General features: G+C 36.4%; 19 protein-coding genes, 1 tRNA gene and 1 pseudogene. 13 read left to right on the plus strand and 8 right to left on the minus strand.

The annotated features are described in order from the left end of the window. Positions 1-58: 58 nt before the first annotated feature. Entirely contained in the window at positions 59-496 is a 438-nt protein-coding gene (locus J655_RS07060) for a PACE efflux transporter (protein WP_032052195.1), read from the minus strand. 89 nt (positions 497-585) lie between these two features. Here J655_RS07060 and J655_RS07065 point away from each other — a divergent pair, with 89 nt between their 5' ends. Together J655_RS07065 and J655_RS07070 are read left to right on the plus strand one after the other, a co-directional pair. Further along, complete coding sequence (locus tag J655_RS07065; protein ID WP_032052196.1) at positions 586-1,470, plus strand: LysR family transcriptional regulator; 885 nt, start codon at positions 586-588, stop codon at positions 1,468-1,470. Positions 1,471-2,575: 1,105 nt separating this feature from the next. After that, a tRNA-Ile gene (locus J655_RS07070) sits at positions 2,576-2,652 on the plus strand. Positions 2,653-2,821: 169 nt separating this feature from the next. Here the strand turns inward: J655_RS07070 and J655_RS07075 are convergent. Continuing rightward, entirely contained in the window at positions 2,822-3,685 is an 864-nt protein-coding gene (locus J655_RS07075; protein WP_017481649.1) for an iron-containing redox enzyme family protein, read from the minus strand. A 278-nt stretch (positions 3,686-3,963) separates the two neighbouring features. Between J655_RS07075 and J655_RS07080 the strand changes: the two genes are divergently transcribed. The 3 genes from J655_RS07080 (at position 3,964) to J655_RS07090 (ending at position 6,179) form a co-directional block, all read left to right on the plus strand. Further along, complete coding sequence (locus tag J655_RS07080; RefSeq protein WP_017481648.1) at positions 3,964-4,536, plus strand: TetR/AcrR family transcriptional regulator; 573 nt, start codon at positions 3,964-3,966, stop codon at positions 4,534-4,536. A 186-nt stretch (positions 4,537-4,722) separates the two neighbouring features. After that, a complete protein-coding gene (locus tag J655_RS07085) occupies positions 4,723-5,268 on the plus strand; it encodes a 1-acyl-sn-glycerol-3-phosphate acyltransferase (protein ID WP_017481647.1) in 546 nt (181 codons plus the stop codon). Between the two features lie 161 nt (positions 5,269-5,429). Continuing rightward, complete coding sequence (locus J655_RS07090) at positions 5,430-6,179, plus strand: YebC/PmpR family DNA-binding transcriptional regulator (protein WP_002114471.1); 750 nt, start codon at positions 5,430-5,432, stop codon at positions 6,177-6,179. Between the two features lie 45 nt (positions 6,180-6,224). Here the strand turns inward: J655_RS07090 and J655_RS07095 are convergent, their stop codons facing one another. After that, the gene (locus J655_RS07095; RefSeq protein ID WP_002050132.1) at positions 6,225-6,695 is read right to left on the minus strand and encodes an Lrp/AsnC family transcriptional regulator; all 471 of its coding nucleotides are present in this window, start codon (positions 6,693-6,695) and stop codon (positions 6,225-6,227) included. Positions 6,696-7,040: 345 nt separating this feature from the next. Here J655_RS07095 and J655_RS07100 point away from each other — a divergent pair, with 345 nt between their 5' ends. After that, entirely contained in the window at positions 7,041-8,354 is a 1,314-nt protein-coding gene (locus J655_RS07100; protein WP_032052197.1) for a DcaP family trimeric outer membrane transporter, read from the plus strand. Positions 8,355-8,405: 51 nt separating this feature from the next. Here J655_RS07100 and J655_RS07105 read toward each other — a convergent pair whose 3' ends face one another. The 5 genes from J655_RS07105 to J655_RS07125 all read right to left on the minus strand — a co-directional run bounded on the left by J655_RS07105 (position 8,406) and on the right by J655_RS07125 (position 12,971). Then, on the minus strand, positions 8,406-9,149 hold the full coding sequence (locus tag J655_RS07105) for an amino acid ABC transporter ATP-binding protein (protein WP_002114298.1): 744 nt from the start codon (positions 9,147-9,149) through the stop codon (positions 8,406-8,408). 13 nt (positions 9,150-9,162) lie between these two features. Then, positions 9,163-9,840 carry an amino acid ABC transporter permease gene (locus J655_RS07110; protein ID WP_016145033.1) on the minus strand — a complete coding sequence of 226 codons (678 nt, stop codon included), beginning with the start codon at positions 9,838-9,840 and terminating at the stop codon, positions 9,163-9,165. 2 nt (positions 9,841-9,842) lie between these two features. Beyond that, positions 9,843-10,685 carry an amino acid ABC transporter permease gene (locus J655_RS07115; protein ID WP_032006674.1) on the minus strand — a complete coding sequence of 281 codons (843 nt, stop codon included), beginning with the start codon at positions 10,683-10,685 and terminating at the stop codon, positions 9,843-9,845. Positions 10,686-10,779: 94 nt separating this feature from the next. Continuing rightward, positions 10,780-11,673 (minus strand): amino acid ABC transporter substrate-binding protein, encoded by an 894-nt coding sequence (locus J655_RS07120; protein ID WP_005076378.1) that lies wholly within the window; start codon positions 11,671-11,673, stop codon positions 10,780-10,782. Positions 11,674-12,206: 533 nt separating this feature from the next. Next, positions 12,207-12,971, minus strand: a complete 765-nt coding sequence (locus tag J655_RS07125) for a glutathione S-transferase family protein (protein ID WP_032006675.1) — start codon at positions 12,969-12,971, stop codon at positions 12,207-12,209. Positions 12,972-13,316: 345 nt separating this feature from the next. Here J655_RS07125 and J655_RS07130 point away from each other — a divergent pair, with 345 nt between their 5' ends. The 7 genes and pseudogenes from J655_RS07130 to J655_RS07155 all read left to right on the plus strand — a co-directional run bounded on the left by J655_RS07130 (position 13,317) and on the right by J655_RS07155 (position 20,614). Further along, entirely contained in the window at positions 13,317-14,552 is a 1,236-nt protein-coding gene (locus tag J655_RS07130) for an SfnB family sulfur acquisition oxidoreductase (protein WP_080973484.1), read from the plus strand. Positions 14,553-14,564: 12 nt separating this feature from the next. Continuing rightward, a pseudogene (locus J655_RS0104225) lies at positions 14,565-15,788 on the plus strand (SfnB family sulfur acquisition oxidoreductase). Beyond that, positions 15,788-17,200: an LLM class flavin-dependent oxidoreductase gene (locus tag J655_RS07135; RefSeq protein WP_032052198.1), complete on the plus strand. Its 1,413-nt coding sequence runs from the start codon at positions 15,788-15,790 to the stop codon at positions 17,198-17,200. The pseudogene J655_RS0104225 and the gene J655_RS07135 overlap by 1 nt, the downstream one beginning before the upstream one ends. 14 nt (positions 17,201-17,214) lie before the next feature. Further along, positions 17,215-18,045 (plus strand): MetQ/NlpA family ABC transporter substrate-binding protein, encoded by an 831-nt coding sequence (locus J655_RS07140; protein WP_032052199.1) that lies wholly within the window; start codon positions 17,215-17,217, stop codon positions 18,043-18,045. A 13-nt stretch (positions 18,046-18,058) separates the two neighbouring features. After that, entirely contained in the window at positions 18,059-18,892 is an 834-nt protein-coding gene (locus J655_RS07145; RefSeq protein ID WP_032052200.1) for a MetQ/NlpA family ABC transporter substrate-binding protein, read from the plus strand. 5 nt (positions 18,893-18,897) lie between these two features. Then, the gene (locus J655_RS07150) at positions 18,898-19,974 is read left to right on the plus strand and encodes a methionine ABC transporter ATP-binding protein (RefSeq protein ID WP_081311996.1); all 1,077 of its coding nucleotides are present in this window, start codon (positions 18,898-18,900) and stop codon (positions 19,972-19,974) included. Beyond that, positions 19,955-20,614, plus strand: a complete 660-nt coding sequence (locus tag J655_RS07155; protein ID WP_002114258.1) for a methionine ABC transporter permease — start codon at positions 19,955-19,957, stop codon at positions 20,612-20,614. Before J655_RS07150 ends, J655_RS07155 begins: the two co-directional genes overlap by 20 nt. The last annotated feature ends 33 nt before the right edge of the window (positions 20,615-20,647 follow it).

Raw genomic sequence — 20,647 nt, forward strand, 5'->3', positions numbered from 1 at the left:
TGAACTTAATAAGCTATCAAAGTTAATCACCTTGATAGCTTATAAAATAATTTTACGGTTATTCTGCTAGCGCTTTAGCCTGTGCCGAAATAGGCAATCCAAATAACTTATCAAAACTCCAATTAAATATAAAAGTATAGACAGGAATAATGATAATAAAGGCCACATCTAACCAAAAAGCAGCAATCAGGGAAATATCTATCCACCATGAAATAAGCGGAATTAAAAACAGAACCAAAGTAAGCTGGAACCCGATGGCATGTCCAACTCTACGCTTAACTGTACGGATATGACTGCTTTGTTTAGCTTCCCATTTCTCATATAAAATATTGTAGATAAAATTCCAAGTTACAGCGATGGTCGTAATCATGACGGATAATGGTCCAGTATGTTCAACACTATCACCTGCCAAAATCGCTAACCCTACTGATGAAATAACCATTCCGATTATTTCATAGGAAGAAACATATACAATTCGACGCTTTATACCTTGCATAATCACTAAACTCTGCTTAATTCCTTATATTTTAATTTCAGTCAAAATCATATATAAAGTTAATAGCTTTCAGTTCAGCTGATATCAAAATGAATTTTAACAGTGAAAATATTGAACTTTTCATAACGGTACTCGATACAGGTTCTTTCTCTGCGGCTGCTCGTAAACTAAATCGAGTCCCCTCAGCAGTAAGTATGGCCGTTGCTAATTTAGAAGCAGAATTGGGTTATATATTATTTGAACGGACTCCTCGAAAGGTCATTCCTACCGCTACAGCATTAGCCTTGGAACCTCAAGCACGGATCATTTCTGAACAACTTAGGCTATTTAGCACTCATGCACATGAACTTTCTTTAGGACTTGAAAGTAAATTGCGTATTGGCGTTGTTTCCTATGTAAATACAAAATTATTATTCCACTCAATAAAGAAACTAGCCGATAAATTCCCTTTACTAAACATAGAAGTTATTACTGCTCCCCAAGACGACATTGTTAATTTACTTTATACGGAGCAAATCAGTCTTTGCTTAGCGGGTTCAGACCTCAATATAAAAATGCGCGAGAATCTACAATTGGTAATGACTGAAACAGTGGCGGCTACGATTTCTTCTAACCACGCTCTTCTACAAGATAGAACAAAGCAGTTTTCTATTGAAGAATTAATCAATATTAGACAAATTGTTGTGGCGAGTAGTGAACATGAAATGAAAGATCCCCGTTCAATTATTGGTGCAATGTACTGGAAAACCAATAGTCTACAAACAGCAATTAATATGGTTGAAGCTGGACTTGGTTGGGGAAATTTTCCATTATCACTAGTACAAGATAAAATTGATCAAGGTCACTTAGTCCTTTTAGATTTTAAAAATACAAAAAATCATTTACCTCTATCTATTTATTTAATTTGGCTCCAAGACCGCCCTTTACCTAAAGCAGCTAGAGAGTTAATTAAAATTATTCAAGAAAATTTATAAAACTTTATAGGTTAGTTCTGAAAGTCTAAGGATTTTTATAATTTTGATTCTTGTTAAATCTAGTTTATTTAAAGCTTAAGCTCATTACTCTGTACCATATCTCTAAATACTACTAAAAACAAAAAGCCTACTTAGAAAGTAGGCCTCTTGTTGTATTTCAGGATTAAGCAATAATATTTTTTTGTAAAAAATACACTTATACTTTATTAAAACCAAGTGTTTTAGTCAAGAATAAAGTTTATAAGATACAAACATTTGTATTGTTGTGAAGACAATCACAATTTAGGTTTCATATAGAAAATACTTTAGAGACGGAAAGGTATTTTAATGATAAAAATTTCTATTATCACCCTTAACAGCTTTTTTAGAAAAACACAACAAACATCTTAATAAAAAGTATTATATTTTAATTAAATTTATTTGCATCAAAAAAAATTAATCCATTTATTCGTTAGTTTTATGTTTCATTATTAAAGTTCCTAACTTTATATCTTAATGTTTACTTTTTTAAGTTGAGTTTAAATTTCAAGCTAATCTAAAAATTAATAATACTATTTTCTTAAGTAATTTGGCCCTAATAGTCTATATTTTTTACTACATATAGGCTAGAACTCTATTAATAGAATTATTGTAACTATTATTTTTCGAAATATATAATTAAAAAGGCAATCTACCATATATCTAAAGCTTAATTACAATATAAAAATATATAATATTTTTAATCACCATTTATATTTATCTTAAATAAGCTTTTTCTAATTCTATATTTTCACAACACACAAACAGCACATCTACAATTCCTGCTTATATTTTAAACAAAATTTATTTTATATAAATTAATGTCTCAAACTACAAATACAATTAAGTCATCGTCACAATAGATTGTTGGAATAAATTCTAATTGATCGATAAATAACTTCTCCCACTTTACTCTTGAAGTACACATAAGCTAGAATCACTATCGCTTGAAATATTAACCAATAAGACACAATATTTTTGGGTTTAGTTTGCGTCTACTTCAGAAAATGACTTGTGTTTAATTAAAAAATTGATTAGTATTGCACGCACTGAAAAGCATTGAGATTAAAAGCTTTTCTGACTTATAGGGCCTATAGCTCAGTTGGTTAGAGCAGCGGACTCATAATCCGTTGGTCCACAGTTCAAGTCTGTGTGGGCCCACCAAATACCGAACCTCATAAACAAAAAGTTTATGGGGTTTTTTAATATATATCCAAATAAAATATGCTTTACTCTTATAAAAAATACTCAAAATTTAAATTTATTTTATCCCTAAATTTTAGATGTTTTAAAATACACTTACGTTCCGTACTAAATATCCATCTTTCATCTATTAAGCTAAGATTTGCTTTCGCATTGGCTCAGAATTATCTAATTGTGTATCCCAGAACTTTTCCCATAAATCACAATACTCTAAGCACAATTTTTCAATATAGTTATAGTCTTCTTCTGTACAAGCTTGCATCAAGACATACCATAAATCTTCTTCATGATCATCATCTGCTGCTTCGGCACTTTCATCTTCAGAGATACCATGTACATGATAATAACCACCACCCTCCACATCTAGACCAACTGCCTTAGTTGCTCTACGTAAAGGTGGACTATACAGAATGACTTCTTCTTCTGCGACTGCTAATAAGGCTGAAACAGCTTTATAGTCATCATAAGCATTTTCTAAAAATACTCTAACCTGATCTGCAATTTCAGTCGGATGATAAGTTAGACGATCTTGTTCTGTAATACCGAAATCATTCAATATATCTTCAAATAAGGGATAATGAGCATATTCAGGATTTCCCTGATAGTAGCCGTCTTTATCCAACCCTGGCCGAAATCCAAACTCATCAAAAATATTTAAACTCAAAAGAAAACGCGGGAACATTTTTGCACCGGCATGCAATCTCGGCTCTAATTGTTTAGTTTGAAATTGGGCCATGAGCAATGCATCAGTAAAAGTTTGCACAATTGCATGACGATACTCTAAATGAATTTTTTTTAAATCTTCTTTATTAATTTCGCCATTATTTAAAGTATCGATTGCAGGATGATGGGATACAGGATGTTTTGCAATCTTTGCTCTTAATCGTGTCAAAAAGTTTGAATTTTTTTCCCATAGTTCAGCTGAAATGCTTTGTTTCATCCCTGCGAGTGCTTTCTTTCTAGGATTATTAAAATTCTCAAATTTCTTAGGCATATCCGCTCTCATTAAACTTATTGAAGCATGATCGATTTTTACATATTTTATTATAAAAACAATGACTTAAATTAATATTTAAATATGTTCCTTCATCGATTAATATTAGAATTAAAATCGTACGAAATCAAATGAAAAATTAAAAAAAACTTCAATTAATGATAATCATTATCACAATCTCAACTTGAATCAAAATCAGTTTTTTATTATCATAATTTGTATTAAAAATTTAATATTTTAGATTAAGTTATAATTATTTTTAACTATATGGAATAGTAATGTCAAAAAAAGAAGATATTATAAATACTGCTTTAAATTTATTTAATCAGATTGGGTACAATGCTACTGGTGTTGACCGTATTATTGCTGAATCAAATGTTGCAAAAATGACTTTTTATAAATATTTTCCGTCAAAGGAAAATTTAATTATGGAATGTTTGCAACATCGAAATATAAATATTCAAAACTCAATCAATGAACAATTAAGTTTACATCAAGATGCTAGTCCTCTTGAGAAAATTCATATTATTTTTAATTGGTATATTGAATGGATCAATAGCGAAACATTTAATGGCTGTTTATTTAAAAAGGCATTTATTGAAGTATCTAAACAATATACTTCAATTCGTGAACCATTTTATGAATATACAAAATGGTTGACTAATCTGTTACATGAAAAACTTACTCAGTTAGGTATAGAAAACCCAACTCCCCTTGTTCATATCATTATTTCTATTATTGATGGAATGATTATTGATGGGACGACAGATAAAAACCTTATTAACCCAGAAAAAATTTGGAAATATATTGAATATTTAATTAATGAAGAGATACCACAGCCAGTATCTTAATTTTAAAATTATCTAGGTTTATTACTTTCAGACGAAGTTTGAGAAAAATAAAAAAAGAACTTTTAAAGTATTTTAGAACTTAGATAATCCTTAACTTTTGTGCTCTACTTTAGCTTTCATAATTTTTCTAGGCTTTTTTACAAACTCATATTAGAATCCTGAAAATTTATCAATTTGCACTGATGTATGAAAAAATTTTTAGCTAACTCTATCTTTAAAGCCGTTGGTTGGACCTACAATGTAGACCCACAAATTCTTGAGAAAAAACAAGTTATTATTGGCTTTGAACATACCTCAAATCTAGATGCAGTGCTCTCGATTGCCCTCTTCCAAATGTTAGACATCAAAATTCATACTCTAATAAAGAAAGAACTTTTCAAAGGCCCCCTTAAGCCAATTTTAGAAAAATTGGGTGGCATTCCTGTTGATCGTAAAGCAAGTAAAGATATCGTTTCGCAAATGGTTGAACAATTTCAAACCCATGAAACTTTTAACTTAGTGATTGCTCCAGAAGCTACACGTGCTAAAGATGGCTCTGAACGTAAGCCTATCCGTACAGGTTTTTGGCATATTGCAAAAGCAGCCAATGTTCCTATTGTTTTAATGTATGCCAATGCTCGAAGTAAACAAGGTGGGATTTTAGGTAAAATTTACCCGACTGATTTACAAAAAGACTTGGAAACCATTAAAGAGTTATATGCTCAATTTGACATAGATGTAAAAATTAACTAAATCAAATTGGACTTGATTTGACCTAATGTCACTCATTAGGTCTTAAGCTTATTGTTCTTATTCAATTGGCTAACAAAACGCAGGGCAACAGTTTTCAACAAAACCAAGCCTATGCTAATATTCCAGCACTTTTGCATTTTCTTTTTTTGGAGTTCACGTCCATGGCGGGTCATTCTAAATGGGCCAATATTAAGCATCGTAAAGCTAAACAAGATGCAAGTCGCGGTAAGGTTTTTACTAAATATATTCGTGAAATTGTGACTGCTGCCAAACTTGGTGGTGGAGATCCTGCTAGCAACCCTCGTCTGCGTGCAGTAGTTGAAAAAGCTCTCTCAGTTAATATGACACGTGACACCATTAACCGTGCTATCCAACGTGGTGCTGGTGGTGAAGATAATGATGATCTAAAAGAAGTAACTTATGAAGGTTATGGTGTTGGCGGGGTTGCTGTTCTTGTTGAAACAATGACAGATAACTTAAACCGTACAGTACCAGACGTACGTCACTGTTTTAGTAAAACAAATGGTAACTTAGGAACTGCGGGTTCTGTATCTTATCTATTTACTAAACGTGGTGAGATTACTTTTGAAGATGTTTCTTTAGAAGATAAAATCATGGAAGTTGCTTTAGAAGCTGGTGCTGAAGATATTGAAGTTTCAGAAGATGAAATTTTGGTAATCACTTCACCAGAAACTTTCGGTGAAGTACAAGATGCTCTTACTGCTGCTGGTTTAAAATCTGATAACGCAGAAGTTGTGATGAGTCCATCTACAAAAGCTGAAATTACCGATGTTGACCAAGCAAAACAAATTCTTAAAATGATTGATATGTTTGAAGATCTTGACGATGTACAAAACGTTTATACTAACGTTGAATTCTCGGATGAGGTTTTGGCTCAACTTGATGCTTAAATCAAACATTTGAATCAAAGAAAACGCACCATTTGGTGCGTTTTTTTATAGCTTATTGAGCAAGTTATAGCAATTAAACACATTATATTCTTTAATGACAAAGCTAGAATGCAAAGCAACTACATTGTCGATTTTTCCAATACGTCTTAATAAAATTTCACTGTAGTCATCCATGTTGCGTGCTACAAGCTCTAAAATAAAATCAGCACTCTGCCCCGTTACTAAGAATGCATTAGTTACTTCTGGAATTGCTTCTATTTCAGACAGAAACTTATCAAATGTTTCACTATCATGTTTACTCAATGAAACTTGCAATAAAATATGTAAAGTAAAACCAAGCTTACTAAAATTAATTTCCCTTTTGAGCTGTCCCATGATGTTGGCTTCAATCAGGTGCTTAATACGCCGATGCACAGAACTGACTGACAGATTGATCCGTTCTGAAAGTTCATTCAAATTTAAGTCTTCATGAGACAAAATTTCTAGAATTTGTTTATCAAAACGATCTAACTCCACTCTTATCTCCAGCCAGAATTTCACAGTAAAGACAGTATAACCCTATACCATCACCTCTGCATTGAAAATACAAAGGTTTATGGGTAGCAAAACTCTATTTCTTTTATAGAGCTTAAGTCTTTTATGCCTTTTAAACGTGCAAGTAGTGTCAGAGGCGGTTCATTTTAGAGAGTCAGTTTTATGCTTAAATCTGATTTATCGATGCAAAATTCTTATTCTCACTATCATTTGAGGCTAAAAAGGAAGTAATCATCAAAATTTGGCTATTTTTCAAGTTTCTTAAAGTTGGCATCATTTTTGTTATGTATTTGCAGGAAAATTTTTATCTATGTCGGGGGAGTTCCTGTGAATAAGATCAAAACACTAGTGTTAGCAATGAGTTCTTTAGGTGCAATGAGCGTGACGATGCCTGTGCATGCCGCTACAGATGCTGAAGTTAACGCCTTACGCGATGAGGTAAAGGAGTTAAAACAACTCGTCCAGAAACTATCTGATCAACAAAAAACAGCTTTAACTGTCACTGCTCCAGCAACAATTCCCGCAGCACCTGCCACCCCTACACCCCCTGCATCAAAACCAGGTTGGATGGCTATGGCCGATGGGCAAACTCAAGTCAAGCTTTATGGTAGTGTTCGCGCAGATGCAACCTATGACTTTAAAGGTTCAAATGGCAGTATTTCAAATGGTGCCAATTATCCACTCAATAAAGATGATCCAAAACAAGACTCACTAAATGTATCTGCAGCAACTTCACGAATTGGCTTAGATATTACTCGTCCAACTCAATATGGAGATTTAACAGGTAAAATTGAAGCCGATTTCATGGGTGGCAATGGAGATAATGGCAATGGTACTTTCCGTATTCGTCATGCCTATATGTCTTTAGGAAAATGGTTAGCTGGTCAAACAACCTCACCGTTTGTAAACACAGATACATCACCAGAAACAGTAGACTTTAATGGCGCTATTGGTACAGGTACTACACGTACAGTACAGGTTCGTTACACCCAGCCAATTAATGCACAACAAAAAATATTAGTTGCCTTAGAGGGTGGCGATGTTGAAAAAGCTGGTAATGCTGCCGGTGGAAGCCGTTTTCCTGCTTTAACAGCACGATATGATTTCAAAACTACGGATAACAAAGGCCTATTACAGTTACATGGTCTTGCCCATGAAAACCGTGTGGCTCCAAAAGATAGTACTTCTGAAGAAAAATTTGGCTGGGGTGTAGGCGTTGGAGGTAAATATGATTTAACGCCTCAAGATAGCGTGGTTGCTAACTACTATCATGTTAAAGGCGATGGCCGTTATTTACTTTATAGCAATTCGGCTTATAACTATGACACAACAACACAAGATATTAATTTAGGAGAATTCGATAGCGCAGTAATTGGATATCAACGTAAATGGAGCCCTATTCTGCGTTCTACTTTTGCTGTAGGTGGTATTCAATATAAAGATGATAATGTCTATGCAAATAGCAATTTAACCAATACCAGCTATAACAAAGAAATTTATAACGCTTTAGTCAATTTAATCTGGAACCCAGTTAAAAATATTGATTTAGGAGCAGAATATACTTACGGTCAACGTGAAACTTTTGCAGGTGACAAGGGTGATTATTCACGTATCAACCTGCTAGCAAAATATAGTTTCTAAAAATTAGATATAAAAAAAGAGCCTTTAATGGCTCTTTTTTTATTAGGGTTATTAGTGCATCGCCTGAATTTTTTCTAAGAAAAGTTTAGCACGCTCATGACGAGCTTCTAAATTATCAAAGAACTCATGGGTTGGGCAATCTTCTAAAATTTTACCTTCATCCATAAAAATTAAACGGTTAGATACTCTTTTAGCAAAGCCCATTTCATGAGTAACACACATCATGGTCATGCCTTCATGTGCGAGCTGTACCATAACTTCAAGAACCTCACCGACCATTTCAGGATCAAGTGCAGAAGTTGGTTCATCAAACAACATACAGATTGGGTCCATAGACAAGCCACGTGCAATCGCTACACGTTGCTGCTGACCCCCCGACAACTGCCCCGGAAATTTATCTTTATGAGCAAGTAAGCCTACACGCTCTAAATATTTCAGACCTTTTGCACGAGCATCTGCAACTGAACGCTTTAACACTTTAACTTGAGCAATCGTCAAATTTTCCAAAACAGTCATGTGCGGAAAAAGCTCAAAGTGCTGAAAGACCATTCCCACTCGTGAACGAAATTTAGCGAGATCTGTTTTTGGATCTTTAAGTGAAATTCCATCAACAATAATGTCACCTTGTTGAAATGGTTCTAAAGCATTTACTGTTTTGATGAGTGTTGATTTTCCCGAACCAGATGGTCCGCAAACAACAACGACATCACCTTTTTCAATACTCGTCGTGCAATCTGTTAAAACCTGAAAATCACCATACCATTTAGAGATATGTTGGATGTCTATCATTGGCATTTAAAATCTCCAATTAGCGAATGATGGCAATTTTTTGCTGTAAGCGTTTGACTAAATGCGACAGCACAAACGAGCTACAGAAATACACTACAGCGACGATTAAATAGAATGTTGCTTTTGTTTCAGGTCCATACGTATTAGCCAATGTATCTGCACGACCTAAAAAGTCAGGTGCACTAATCACATAAACTAAAGAGATGTCCTGAAATAGAATGATTGTTTGAGTTAACAATACTGGGAGCATATTACGAAAGGCTTGAGGTAATACCACGTAGCGCATTGATTGACCGTAGGTAAAACCTAGCGCATAGCCTGCATGTACCTGACCTTTTGAAATAGACTGAATTCCAGAACGTACAATTTCCGAGAAAAAAGCTGCTTCAAAAATAGCAAAGGTCACGACACTCGAAAATAATGGTCCCCAATAGGTATCAGATTGAAACTCAAATATTTTCGGCAACAAAAAGTAGAAGATAAAGATCACCTGAATCAGTGGAATACCACGAAACAGATCAACATAAAATTTTGCAAAATTACTTGCGATGGCATTGCTAGATAAACGCATCATTGCCAATGGGGTTCCAATTAGGATACCGCCCATCATTGCTAATACCGTTACGGTAAGCGTAAAAATGAAACCTTCTTTGAGTGCCGCGATCACATCAGGGTTTTGTAATAAAGAAAAATCCATGATTACTTCCCTCCTGAACCTAAGCCAGGTACAGCCATTCGTTTCTCAATCCATGCCATCACAAACTTAATGCTATAAGTGATAATCAAATAAACAGGTGTAGAGAGAATAAGAATGATAATGTCCTGAGAAGTTTCTTCACGCATGGTTTTCGTGTAAGCAAAGAAATTCAACACACTCAACGCATATAAAACAGCTGAGTTTTTAAAAACGTTCATTGCTTCAGATGTAATCGTTGGCCATACGGTACGATATGCAACCGGTAAAATGACATAACGATAGCTTTGTGCAGTAGTAAAACCCATAGCGGAAGCTGCGAACTTCTGTCCACGAGAAACGGTATTAATTCCGGCGCGTATGTGCTCAGATACACGGGCAGCCGTGTAGAGACCTAATGCAAAAACACCAATAACCGCAGGTTGCTGATTTAAAATATTTTTCCACCAACCACCAGCAACTACATCCCCACTACCTGCACTTAAGCTGTCCGGTAAAAACTCAGGAAAAACAAAAGCCCAGAAGAATAGTTGCACAATAAGTGGAATATTACGGAAAATTTCAACGTAACAATTGCCGATAAATGCGAGAGGTTTGTTGGGTAATGTACGAATTACCCCTAGGAGAGAACCTAATAAAAATGCGATAAGAAAGGCTAAAATAGCTGTCCAAACCATAGTGAACACGCCTGAACCTAACATTTGTAACCATGTGGGTGCCTCAGCATAAGCATTGTAGCTTGAGCTACCAATAGCTTTACAAACTGATTCTGCCCATGCGGCTTTATCGACACCATATTCATTAGACTCCGCACAGAATATAGTCCAGTTTAGCGAGCCGACTGACATGTTTGCCCCTTAAATTAATATCTTTAGAAAATAGACCACTTGTGCAAATGAATCTTTACACTTACACAAGTAAATTTAGGACAAAAAGATCCAGTTAGATTCCTGCATCTGTTGGGTTAGCTTTTAATTTCTTATAAGATGAACTTTGTTGCATGTTCAAATTCGTGTTTTTTGGTGGAATTGGAGATAAGAACCACTTCTTATATAAAGCGTCCATTTTACCAGTTTTCCACAAGTTATTTACAGTACGGTCTGCAACCGCTTTAAATTTTGGATCATCTTTAGCAAGCATAATTCCATAAGGTTCAGATGAAAGTACCGGACCTACAATTGCGAAAGCTTTAGGTGTAGAAGACTTCGCAATCAAGCCTGCTAAAATATTATCATCCATTACAAATGCAGCAGCACGGCCAGATGCCATCATGGCAAAAGAGTCAGCATGATCTTTACCATAAATATTTTGAACATTAACAGCCTGACCTTTTTCATTCATCTTGATGTATTTGTCAGATGTAGTGCCTTGAGTAGTAACAACTGCTTTACCATTTAAGTCCGCCAAACTCTTAATGCCAGAGTTTGCTTTAACAGCCATGCGCACTTCTGTTGCATAGTAGTTAGTTGAGAAACCAACTTGTTGCTGACGTTGTTTAGAGTTTGTAGTGGTACCACATTCCATATCGATATTGCCTGCTAAAAGCTCAGGAATACGTGTTGATGAAGTTACTGCCTTGTACTCAACTTTTAAGCCAGGCATTTTCAATTCTTTTTTAATGTCATTTGCAAACTGGTTACAGATATCGACTGCATAACCTACTGGTTTACCTGCAACAACATATGAAATTGGATCTGAGGATTCTCGATGACCAATTACGATTTTTCCGGTACTTTTAATTTTAGCTAATGTATCTGCTGCTTGAATTTGAGAAGTAGCGCCAACCGTACAAAGCATAACTGTTGAAATAATGAGAGAGGTTGCAGAACGTTTCATAAGAACTCCTTGATGATCATTCTCTCTATTTATCTATAGAATCATTCATATAGAGCAATAGAGTGATTTTTTATTAAATTGCAATTATCGAGCCAACTTTTCCAAGTCGGACCCATCCATTTGCTTCACTTATTCTATTCAATCTGTTTTGCAGAATTAATACCTTTAAAACTGCTCACATGTTTCTACTTTAATCTATGTTTTAATCTTCTGTCTATTATTAAGCTCATCTATTTACACTTGAATGTGGCAATTATTGATTACATTGTAAACATATGCACAATAAAGTGGCTTAACTTTAGCTAAAAATAGTATTTAGAAAAATTGTATTTTCCAAAAAATCATAAAAATTAAAGTTATTAGTCATTTAGATAAAATGGAATTTATATTGTAAAAAGTAATTTAGGCATCAAAATAATATAAACAAATGGCTTAATAAAAATCATTTAGAAAATTGATAGTAATATCTACATTAATAAAATAACTAGCAAAGATAAAAATAAGCCCCGATTTTCTCAGGGCATTTTATAATTTTAAATTCCGCGCCAATCTACTCGCGCATTACGCTCAGTTTGATATATTCTTAAAACATACTGACCTAGAGGTAAATCGAGTAAATTTTGTTGATAGTTATTCCATTCTTCCGAAACACCTTCAGCCTCTTCCCGCTCCCACGGTGTACCCTTTATTTCTAATAAAGGAGCAAGCATAGAACATACAGAAATATCAGCAAGACTTAAGCGATCGCCTACCATATAACGTGCCTGATTTTCGATTAAGCAGTTATTTAGTTCATTTATGAGTTCATCCATACGTTCTTTTGACTGGTCGACTAGCTCTTCTTCAAGTTTATAGTTCTTCTTTACCAGTGTTTTGAGGAATGGCTTCGATATTTTTTCAAACTGACGTAAATAGCCTTGCTCACCCATCATAATTTCTAAAGCATGGTCTCCTTGCGCCAACGTGTGAGCTAGAGCCCAACGACGGACATGAATACCCAGCTCATCAGCCAAGCTATCTATTTTTAATGTTTGCTGTCTTAATTGTTCATCACGACGTAACAGTGAATGCTCCGGATAAGTATCATCCAGATAAAGTGCAATTTTAGTCGATTCAGCGATCCATTGATGATCATCTTTCAAAATAGGCAGTAAATTTTGGCCTGTTTTGAGTTGTGCAAAAGCACGATGAAAGCCTGGAATTAAGTTATGAGCCACATAATCAAGTTCTTTATGGTCTAACAACCAGCGAGCTTTTTCACAATAATGGGACAAAGGAAACTGATACAAAACCCGCATAAAATCTCCACGTTTATTTTTATTTGACTATTTGTACAAAAATGGTCGTCGGTAAGTAGATACTTTAGAAGCTATTTTTAGTTAAAACAATGGATATTGTGCTCATTTTTCACTGACACTTAAGTCTATTTTTTTTATATCTTTTTTTACCGTACTTATTGCTCTTTTTCATATTAAAACCAACTCTATTATTATTTTTCCGCATAACAACCTTAAACTATTGTTTTTTATAATTTTTCAATATATCTATTTTTTCATTAAAAAGCAAAAAAAATGCTTTGCACTTTATTTCATAAGCTGAGCATAAGTCCTCGTTTAGTGGAAAAATATTTCTTTTGTAAGGTAATGACAGCAATACAAGGTGTCATTATGTCTAATTCTCTATCAAAAACGACTGCATACGTCCAAATCATTCAAAATGATCAACAAGCGATTAATGCTGCTTATCAAGTGGCTGATTTTGCTTTAGAGGGTCGTAATGCACGTGATCAACAACGCTTATTACCGCATGAGCAAATCGAAAGCTTTAGCCAAAAAGGCCTAGGTGGTATTCGCATTGCGAAAAAATACGGCGGCGCTTTTGTTTCGAATAAAACTTTGGCTCAAGTTTTCCGTATTTTGAGTAAAGGTGATGCGAATGTTGGTCAGATTCCACAAAATCAGATTAGCCTGTTAAACCTGATCGAAATCATGGGCACAGAACAACAAAAACAATTTATCTTTTCAGAAATATTAGCAGGTAAACGTCTTGCCAACGGTGGGCCAGAACGTAATACCCACGATTCAAAAACATTAAAAACCACTCTTACTGTTGAGAACGGCAAATATATTTTAAACGGCGAAAAGTTTTATTCTACAGGTACGAGCTTTGCGCATTGGCTCGCGATTAAAGCAATTCATCCTGAAGGTCATGTGGTTTTAGTCATTGTTAACCGAGACGCTCAAGGTATTGAAGTTATTAATGACTGGAATGGATTTGGGCAACGTACGACAGCGAGCGGTACAGTTAAATTAAATCAAGTTGAAGTTAATCCTGAACTTATTTTTGATGAGCGATTATTAACAAAACTTCCAACCTATCGCGGTGCCTATTCACAGTTATTACAAGTTGCCATTGATGTGGGGATTGCAGAAGCTGCTTTTGACGATACTTTATCGACTATTCATAAAGCACGTCCAATTATTGATGCAAATGTTGAAAAAGCCAGCTTTGAACATTACACACTGCAAGAGGTAGGTAAGTTAAATATTTTGCTCGATGCTGCAATTTTACTGCTTGATGAAGCTGCTGAGTATTTAGATGAACTTGATCAACTTCAAACGGTGACTGATGAACAAGTAGCTAAAGCTTCAATTTTGGTTGCTGAAGCGAAAGTCTATGCCAATGATGCTGCCCTACAAATCTCTGAAAAACTACTAGAGCTAGGCGGTAGTCGTTCAAGTTTAAGCCAACACAATTTAGATCAACATTGGCGAAATGCCCGTGTACATACCTTACACGACCCTGTTCGCTGGAAATTACATGCCATTGGCAATTATTACCTTAATGGTCATTTCCCTGCCCGCCATGCTTGGATTTAAGGAGAAATTGTCATGACTTCATATCAATCTGTTCAAACGAAACAAACATCGGCATCTGGCCAAGCGCACATTATTCAAAATGATGCTGAAGCATTAGAAGTTGCCAAACAGTTTGCTGAGCAATTTAAAAAAACCGCCGTTGAGCGAGACGCTAAACGAATTTTACCGTATACCGAAATCGATGCTTTGAGCCAATCTGGTCTTTGGGCAATTACAGTACCTAAGCAATATGGCGGTGCCGAAGTTTAAAGCCATACCGTTGCTAAAGTAATCGCTCTTTTAAGCGGTGCCGATGGTTCAATCGGACAAATTCCACAAAACCATTTCTATGCGTTGGAAGTATTACGAAATACAGGCACAGAAGCTCAAAAACAACGTTTATATGGCGAAGTTTTAAATGGCACTCGCTTTGGTAATGCACTTGCTGAGTTTAAGACCAAAACTTCAACTCATAAACAAACCAATATTCGTCCATACGAAAATGGATATCTCATTCAGGGTGAAAAGTTTTACTGCACAGGAAGTTTATTTGCTCACCGTATTCCTACCTTAGTTTTAGACGATGCAGGGCGTGAGTATCTAGCATTTGTAAAAAGTGGTTCACAAGGATTGAAACTTGTTGATGACTGGTCTGGCTTTGGACAGAAAACCACAGGTAGCGGCACGGTTAAATTTGATCAGGTTTTTGTAGATGCAGATGATGTTATTCCTTTTGATACTGCATTTTTACAACCAACCTTAGTGGGCCCTTTTGCTCAAATTATGCATGCATCAATTGAAGTAGGCATTGCACGTGGAGCCTTTGAAGAAAGTTTGCAAAGAGTGCATCAAGCTCGCCCGTGGATTGACTCAAATGTAGAAACGGCCAACCAAGATCCTTTAACGATTTATGAGCTAGGACGCATTGCCGTAGATGTTCGGGCAAGTGAAGTGTTATTAAAACAAGCTGCTCAATCAATCGATGCCGCAAAAATTGAGACCACACCTGAAAGCATTGCTAAAGCATCCATCGATGTTGCCAAAGTACGTGCTCATAGTAGCGATATCGCACTCAAAGCATCGTCTAAGCTGATTGAACTTGCTGGTAGCCGTGGTAGTCAGTCTAAAGATGGCCTAGACCGTTTCTGGCGTAATGCTCGCGTACATACGTTGCATGATGCCGCACGATGGAAATATTACTTTATTGGGAACTACGTTCTTAACGGTGTTCTACCACCTCGTCGGGGGACATTGTAATGGCAGATTTCAAAGCGAAAGAAATTTTACTCAATGCCTTTGACATGAACTGTGTTGGTCATATCAATCATGGATTATGGACACATCCACGTGATGAATCACACCGCTTTAATGAACTGAACTATTGGACAGAACAAGCCAAAACTCTAGAAAGTGGTTTATTTGATGGTTTATTTATTGCGGACATTACAGGCGTCTATGACGTCTATCAAAATGGTATTGATCTCACTTTAAAAGAGTCCATTCAGCTTCCGAGCCATGACCCATCTACACTCATTTCAGCTATGGCGGCAGTCACTCAAAACTTAAGTTTTGGGGTCACTGTGAATTTGAGCTATGAACATCCATATCAGTTTGCACGCCGCTTTGCGAGTCTCGACCATTTAACTCAAGGTCGGATTGGCTGGAATATCGTGACGGGTTATCTAGATAGTGCCGAACGCTTGATTGGTCAAAAAGGTTTAAAAGACCACGATGCTCGCTATGAACAAGCTGAAGAATTTTTAGAGCTTTGCTATAAATATTGGGAAGGTTCATGGGAAAACGACGCCGTTAAAAAAGATAAAGCACGACGTGTTTTTACAGACCCGTCTAAAGTTCACACCATTCATCATCACGGCAAATATTACCAAAGCGAAGGCGTGTTTCAGGTATCTCCTTCTATACAACGCACTCCAACACTGTTCCAAGCAGGTGCTTCACCCAAAGGTATGCAGTTCGCTACTCGTCATGCTGAGTGTGTATTTATTGGCGGCGACAAACCCGAAAAAATACGAGAACAAGTGAAAAAGATTCGTGCTCTTGCAGAACAGCAAGGCCGTTCAGCGGATGACATTAAAGTCTTCGTTGGCATCACCGTTGTTGTTGCCGAAACACATGATCTCGCTGTACAGAAACTTAATGAATATCGTCAATATGCAAGTCCTGAAGCTGGCTTAGCGCATTACGCGAGTTCAACTGGCATCGACTTAAGTAAATTTGCCGACGATGAAGCAATTCCTTACCAAAAAAGTAACAGTATTGTTTCGATTACCGAAAAATTTAAAGAGCAACAAATCACGAAAAATGACTTAAAAGCTCAGCATGTTTTGGGTGGTCGTTATCCACTCATTGTCGGTAGTGGCGAAGAAGTTGCTGAATATTTAATTCATCTTTTAGATGAGACTGATATTGATGGCTTTAATTTGACACGTACAGTTGCACCAGAGTCTCACCACGACTTTATTCGCTTGGTCATTCCTGAGCTACAACAGCGTGGACGCTATAAAACTGCATATAAAACGGGTTCACTGCGGAACAAAATTTTTAATCGGGGTGATCAATTACCAAAACAACACCCTGTTCAAGCGTTCCGATGTAGTCCCTATAACAACAGCAAAAACTTAACAACAATTGAAGAAATAACTGCCTAAATTTGGAGATAGACATGGCTCAAACAGCCTCTAAAAAATGGCTAGGCATCGGCTTAGTCGTTGTAGTCCTTGTTGTTGCTTTATTCTTTTGGAATAAACATCGTCAAAATGGCTCAAATGAACTTGTGATTGGTATTAGCCCACCATTTGCAAAAACTTTACAAGCTGCTGCCGATGAAGCAAAGAAACAGGGTTTAAATGTAAAACTGGTCGAATTTTCTGACTGGAATACACCAAACATTACTTTAAATCACGGGGATATTGATGCGAACTTTTTCCAGCACCAACCTTTCTTAGACAATGCAATTAAAGAAACCGGCTTTAAGTTAAAGGCATTTGCAGTGGGTGCAGCATCACATGTGGGACTTTATTCAAAGAAATATAAAAGCCTTGATGAATTGCCGCAAAACGCACGTGTAGTCATTCCAAATGATCCAGTCAATCAAGGTCGTGCCCTGCTACTTTTACAGCAAGCTAAATTAATAACGCTTAAAGATTCAAATAATCATTTATCTGCACTAAAAGATGTAGTTTCAAATCCTAAAAATTTGCAATTCGTAGAGGTTGAAGGACCACAAACTGCTCGTGCAATTGATGATGTTGACTTGGCTTTTGGCTATCCGCATTACCTACGCTTAGCAAAAACAGCTGACCCTGAAAGTGCACTTTTACTTGATGACAATACCAATAAACGTTATGCAATTTTGTTTGTAGTGCGTGATGACTACCAAGATAAGGGCGACAAATTAAAGAAATTTGTTGAGATCTATCAAAACTCGCCAAAAGTTAAAGCTGTGTTAGATGCTGAGATTGGGCCAACACTTTGGTTCCCTGGCTGGAAGTAATAACGGAAAGATTATGGCGATTCAGTTCAAACAGCATAAACCTTGGTTACTCGGAATTACGATTTTAATCGTAGTTCTGGGCCTCGTAGGTTACCGTTATATAAAAAAAAAACAAGCCGATGATGTTTTAACGATCGGGATTAGCCCGCCTTATGCTGAGCTATTACAAAGCGTTGCCAATGAAGTAGAAAAGCAAGGTGTTCATGTCAAACTCGTTGAATTTTCTGATTGGCGAGCACCCAATGTTGCCGTACAAAACGGTGATGTTGATGCAAACTTTTTCCAGCAAAGCGTATTTCTACGTAATGCTGTTAAAGAAACGGGTTATGACTTACACGCATTTGGTGTGGGTTCAGGAAGTCATGTGGGTTTATATTCAAAAAAATATAAATCACTTGAAGAATTACCTTCAGAAGCACGTGTAGCTATTCCAAACGATCCGGTCAATTTAGCCCGTGCTTTAATTTTATTGCACCGTGCAGGTTTAATTCAGCTTAAAGACATTAATAATGAGCTTGCGACCACTCAAGACATTATTGCTAATCCGAAACAGCTGAGCTTTGTTGAAGTTGAAGGTCCTCAAACCGCACATGCATATAACGATGTCGATTTAATTTTCGGCTTCCCCCACTACTTAAAAATGGCAAAGGTAACCGACCCACATAGCGCATTATTTTTAGATCCAATCGATAAAAAATATGCAATTTTGTTTGTGACCCGTCGCGATTACCAAGATAAAAACCAAAAACTTGCAACCTTTGTTAAAGCATTCCAGAACTCAAAACAAGCACAAGATATTCTGGATAAAGACTTTGGCCAAGGTATGTGGTTTCAAGGCTGGAAATAAGGAGAATGACAATGGTGAGTTTTGGATCACAAGTTGATTTTTCTCTACCTCATATCAAAATTCGCGGTTTAAATAAGTTTTACCAATCGCAGGATCAAAAACTGCATGCATTAAAAGAGATTAACCTTGATATCCCACAAGGTAAGATTTTAGGCATTATTGGTAAAAGTGGTGCAGGAAAATCTTCCTTACTTCGCACTTTAAATGGCTTAGAACAAGTAAATACAGGCAGTATTCATATTCATCAACAAAACATTGCTGAATTGAGTCATGCCGAGCTTATTAAAACTCGCCAACGAATTGGAATGATTTTTCAACATTTCAATTTAATGTCTGCAAAAACAGTCTGGGAAAATGTGGCATTGCCTTTAAAAGTTTCCAATTACAACAAAGCAGATATCGACCAACGTGTAAATGAAGTTCTGGCACTCGTAGGTCTTGCAGATAAGTCTGGCTACTACCCATCACAACTTTCAGGCGGACAAAAGCAACGTGTCGGTATTGCACGTGCACTTGTTCACCACCCAGAAATTTTACTTTGTGATGAAGCCACCTCGGCACTTGACCCTGAAAGTACCGCCACTATTTTGGCTTTACTTAAAAAGATTAATCAGGAACTGGGTCTAACGATTGTACTCATCACTCATGAAATGCAGGTCATTCGAGAAATTTGTGATCAAGTGGTGGTGATTGATCAAGGTGAGATAGTAGAGGCTGGACAAGTCTGGTCTGTATTTTCACGACCAGAACAACAAATTACTCAAGAATTGTTAAACCTTGAGCAAATTACCCTGCCTTTTAAAATCAGTCCTCTACCCGATGAAGATTCGACTCATATTATTGTAAAACTGAAATATGAGGCTGAAGCACATCAGGTTCCGGATATTCAAGAACTACTAGCTAGATTTAAAGCACCTGTCAATTTATATCAAAGTCAGGTCGATACCATTCAAGGGCATATTATTGGTTCACTTTTAGTCGGTATTCCTAACGTAGAAATTGATATTTCATCTATACGACAAGATGCATTAACTGCAATTGCACAATTTGAGGTACTTGGCTATGCACGACCAGCTCATTGATTTATTAATTACTGGAACTGTAGATACCTTACTCATGGTAGGTGCATCTGCGTTTATTGCTTTTTTAATTGGCTTACCGATTGCTGTTGTTTTAGTCAGTACTTCTGAGCACGGCATTCATCCGTCACAAAAGATTAATCAAGCTTTGGGTTGGGTCATCAATATCACTCGCTCTGTACCCTTCCTTATTTTAATGGTTGCGCTTATTCCGCTTACTCGCTGGATTGTCGGCACGAGTTACGGCGTATGGGCGGCGGTTGTTCCGCTGACTATTGCTGCAATTCCTTTCTTTGCGCGTATTGCAGAAGTCAGCTTACGTGAAGTCGATCAAGGCTTAATTGAAGCTGCACAAGCCATGGGTTGTAACCGTAAACAAATTATTTGGCATGTGCTTTTACCAGAGGCTTTACCGGGTATTGTGGCAGGTTTTACCGTGACTATTGTGACTATGATTAACTCCTCTGCGATTGCTGGTGCTATTGGTGCAGGTGGCCTAGGGGACATTGCTTATCGTTATGGCTATCAACGTTTTGATATGCAAATTATGGTGGCTGTCATTTTAGTGCTCATTGTTTTAGTCATGTTAGTACAAGCGGCTGGCGATGCATTAGCCCAGCAACTTGATAAACGTAAAGTTTAAACGCAATACAACCCTGCTCTAGCCATGACTTTG

Origin of the sequence: Acinetobacter sp. 1294243 (assembly GCF_000588015.1) — a bacterium.
GTDB classification, from domain to species: domain Bacteria; phylum Pseudomonadota; class Gammaproteobacteria; order Pseudomonadales; family Moraxellaceae; genus Acinetobacter; species Acinetobacter pittii.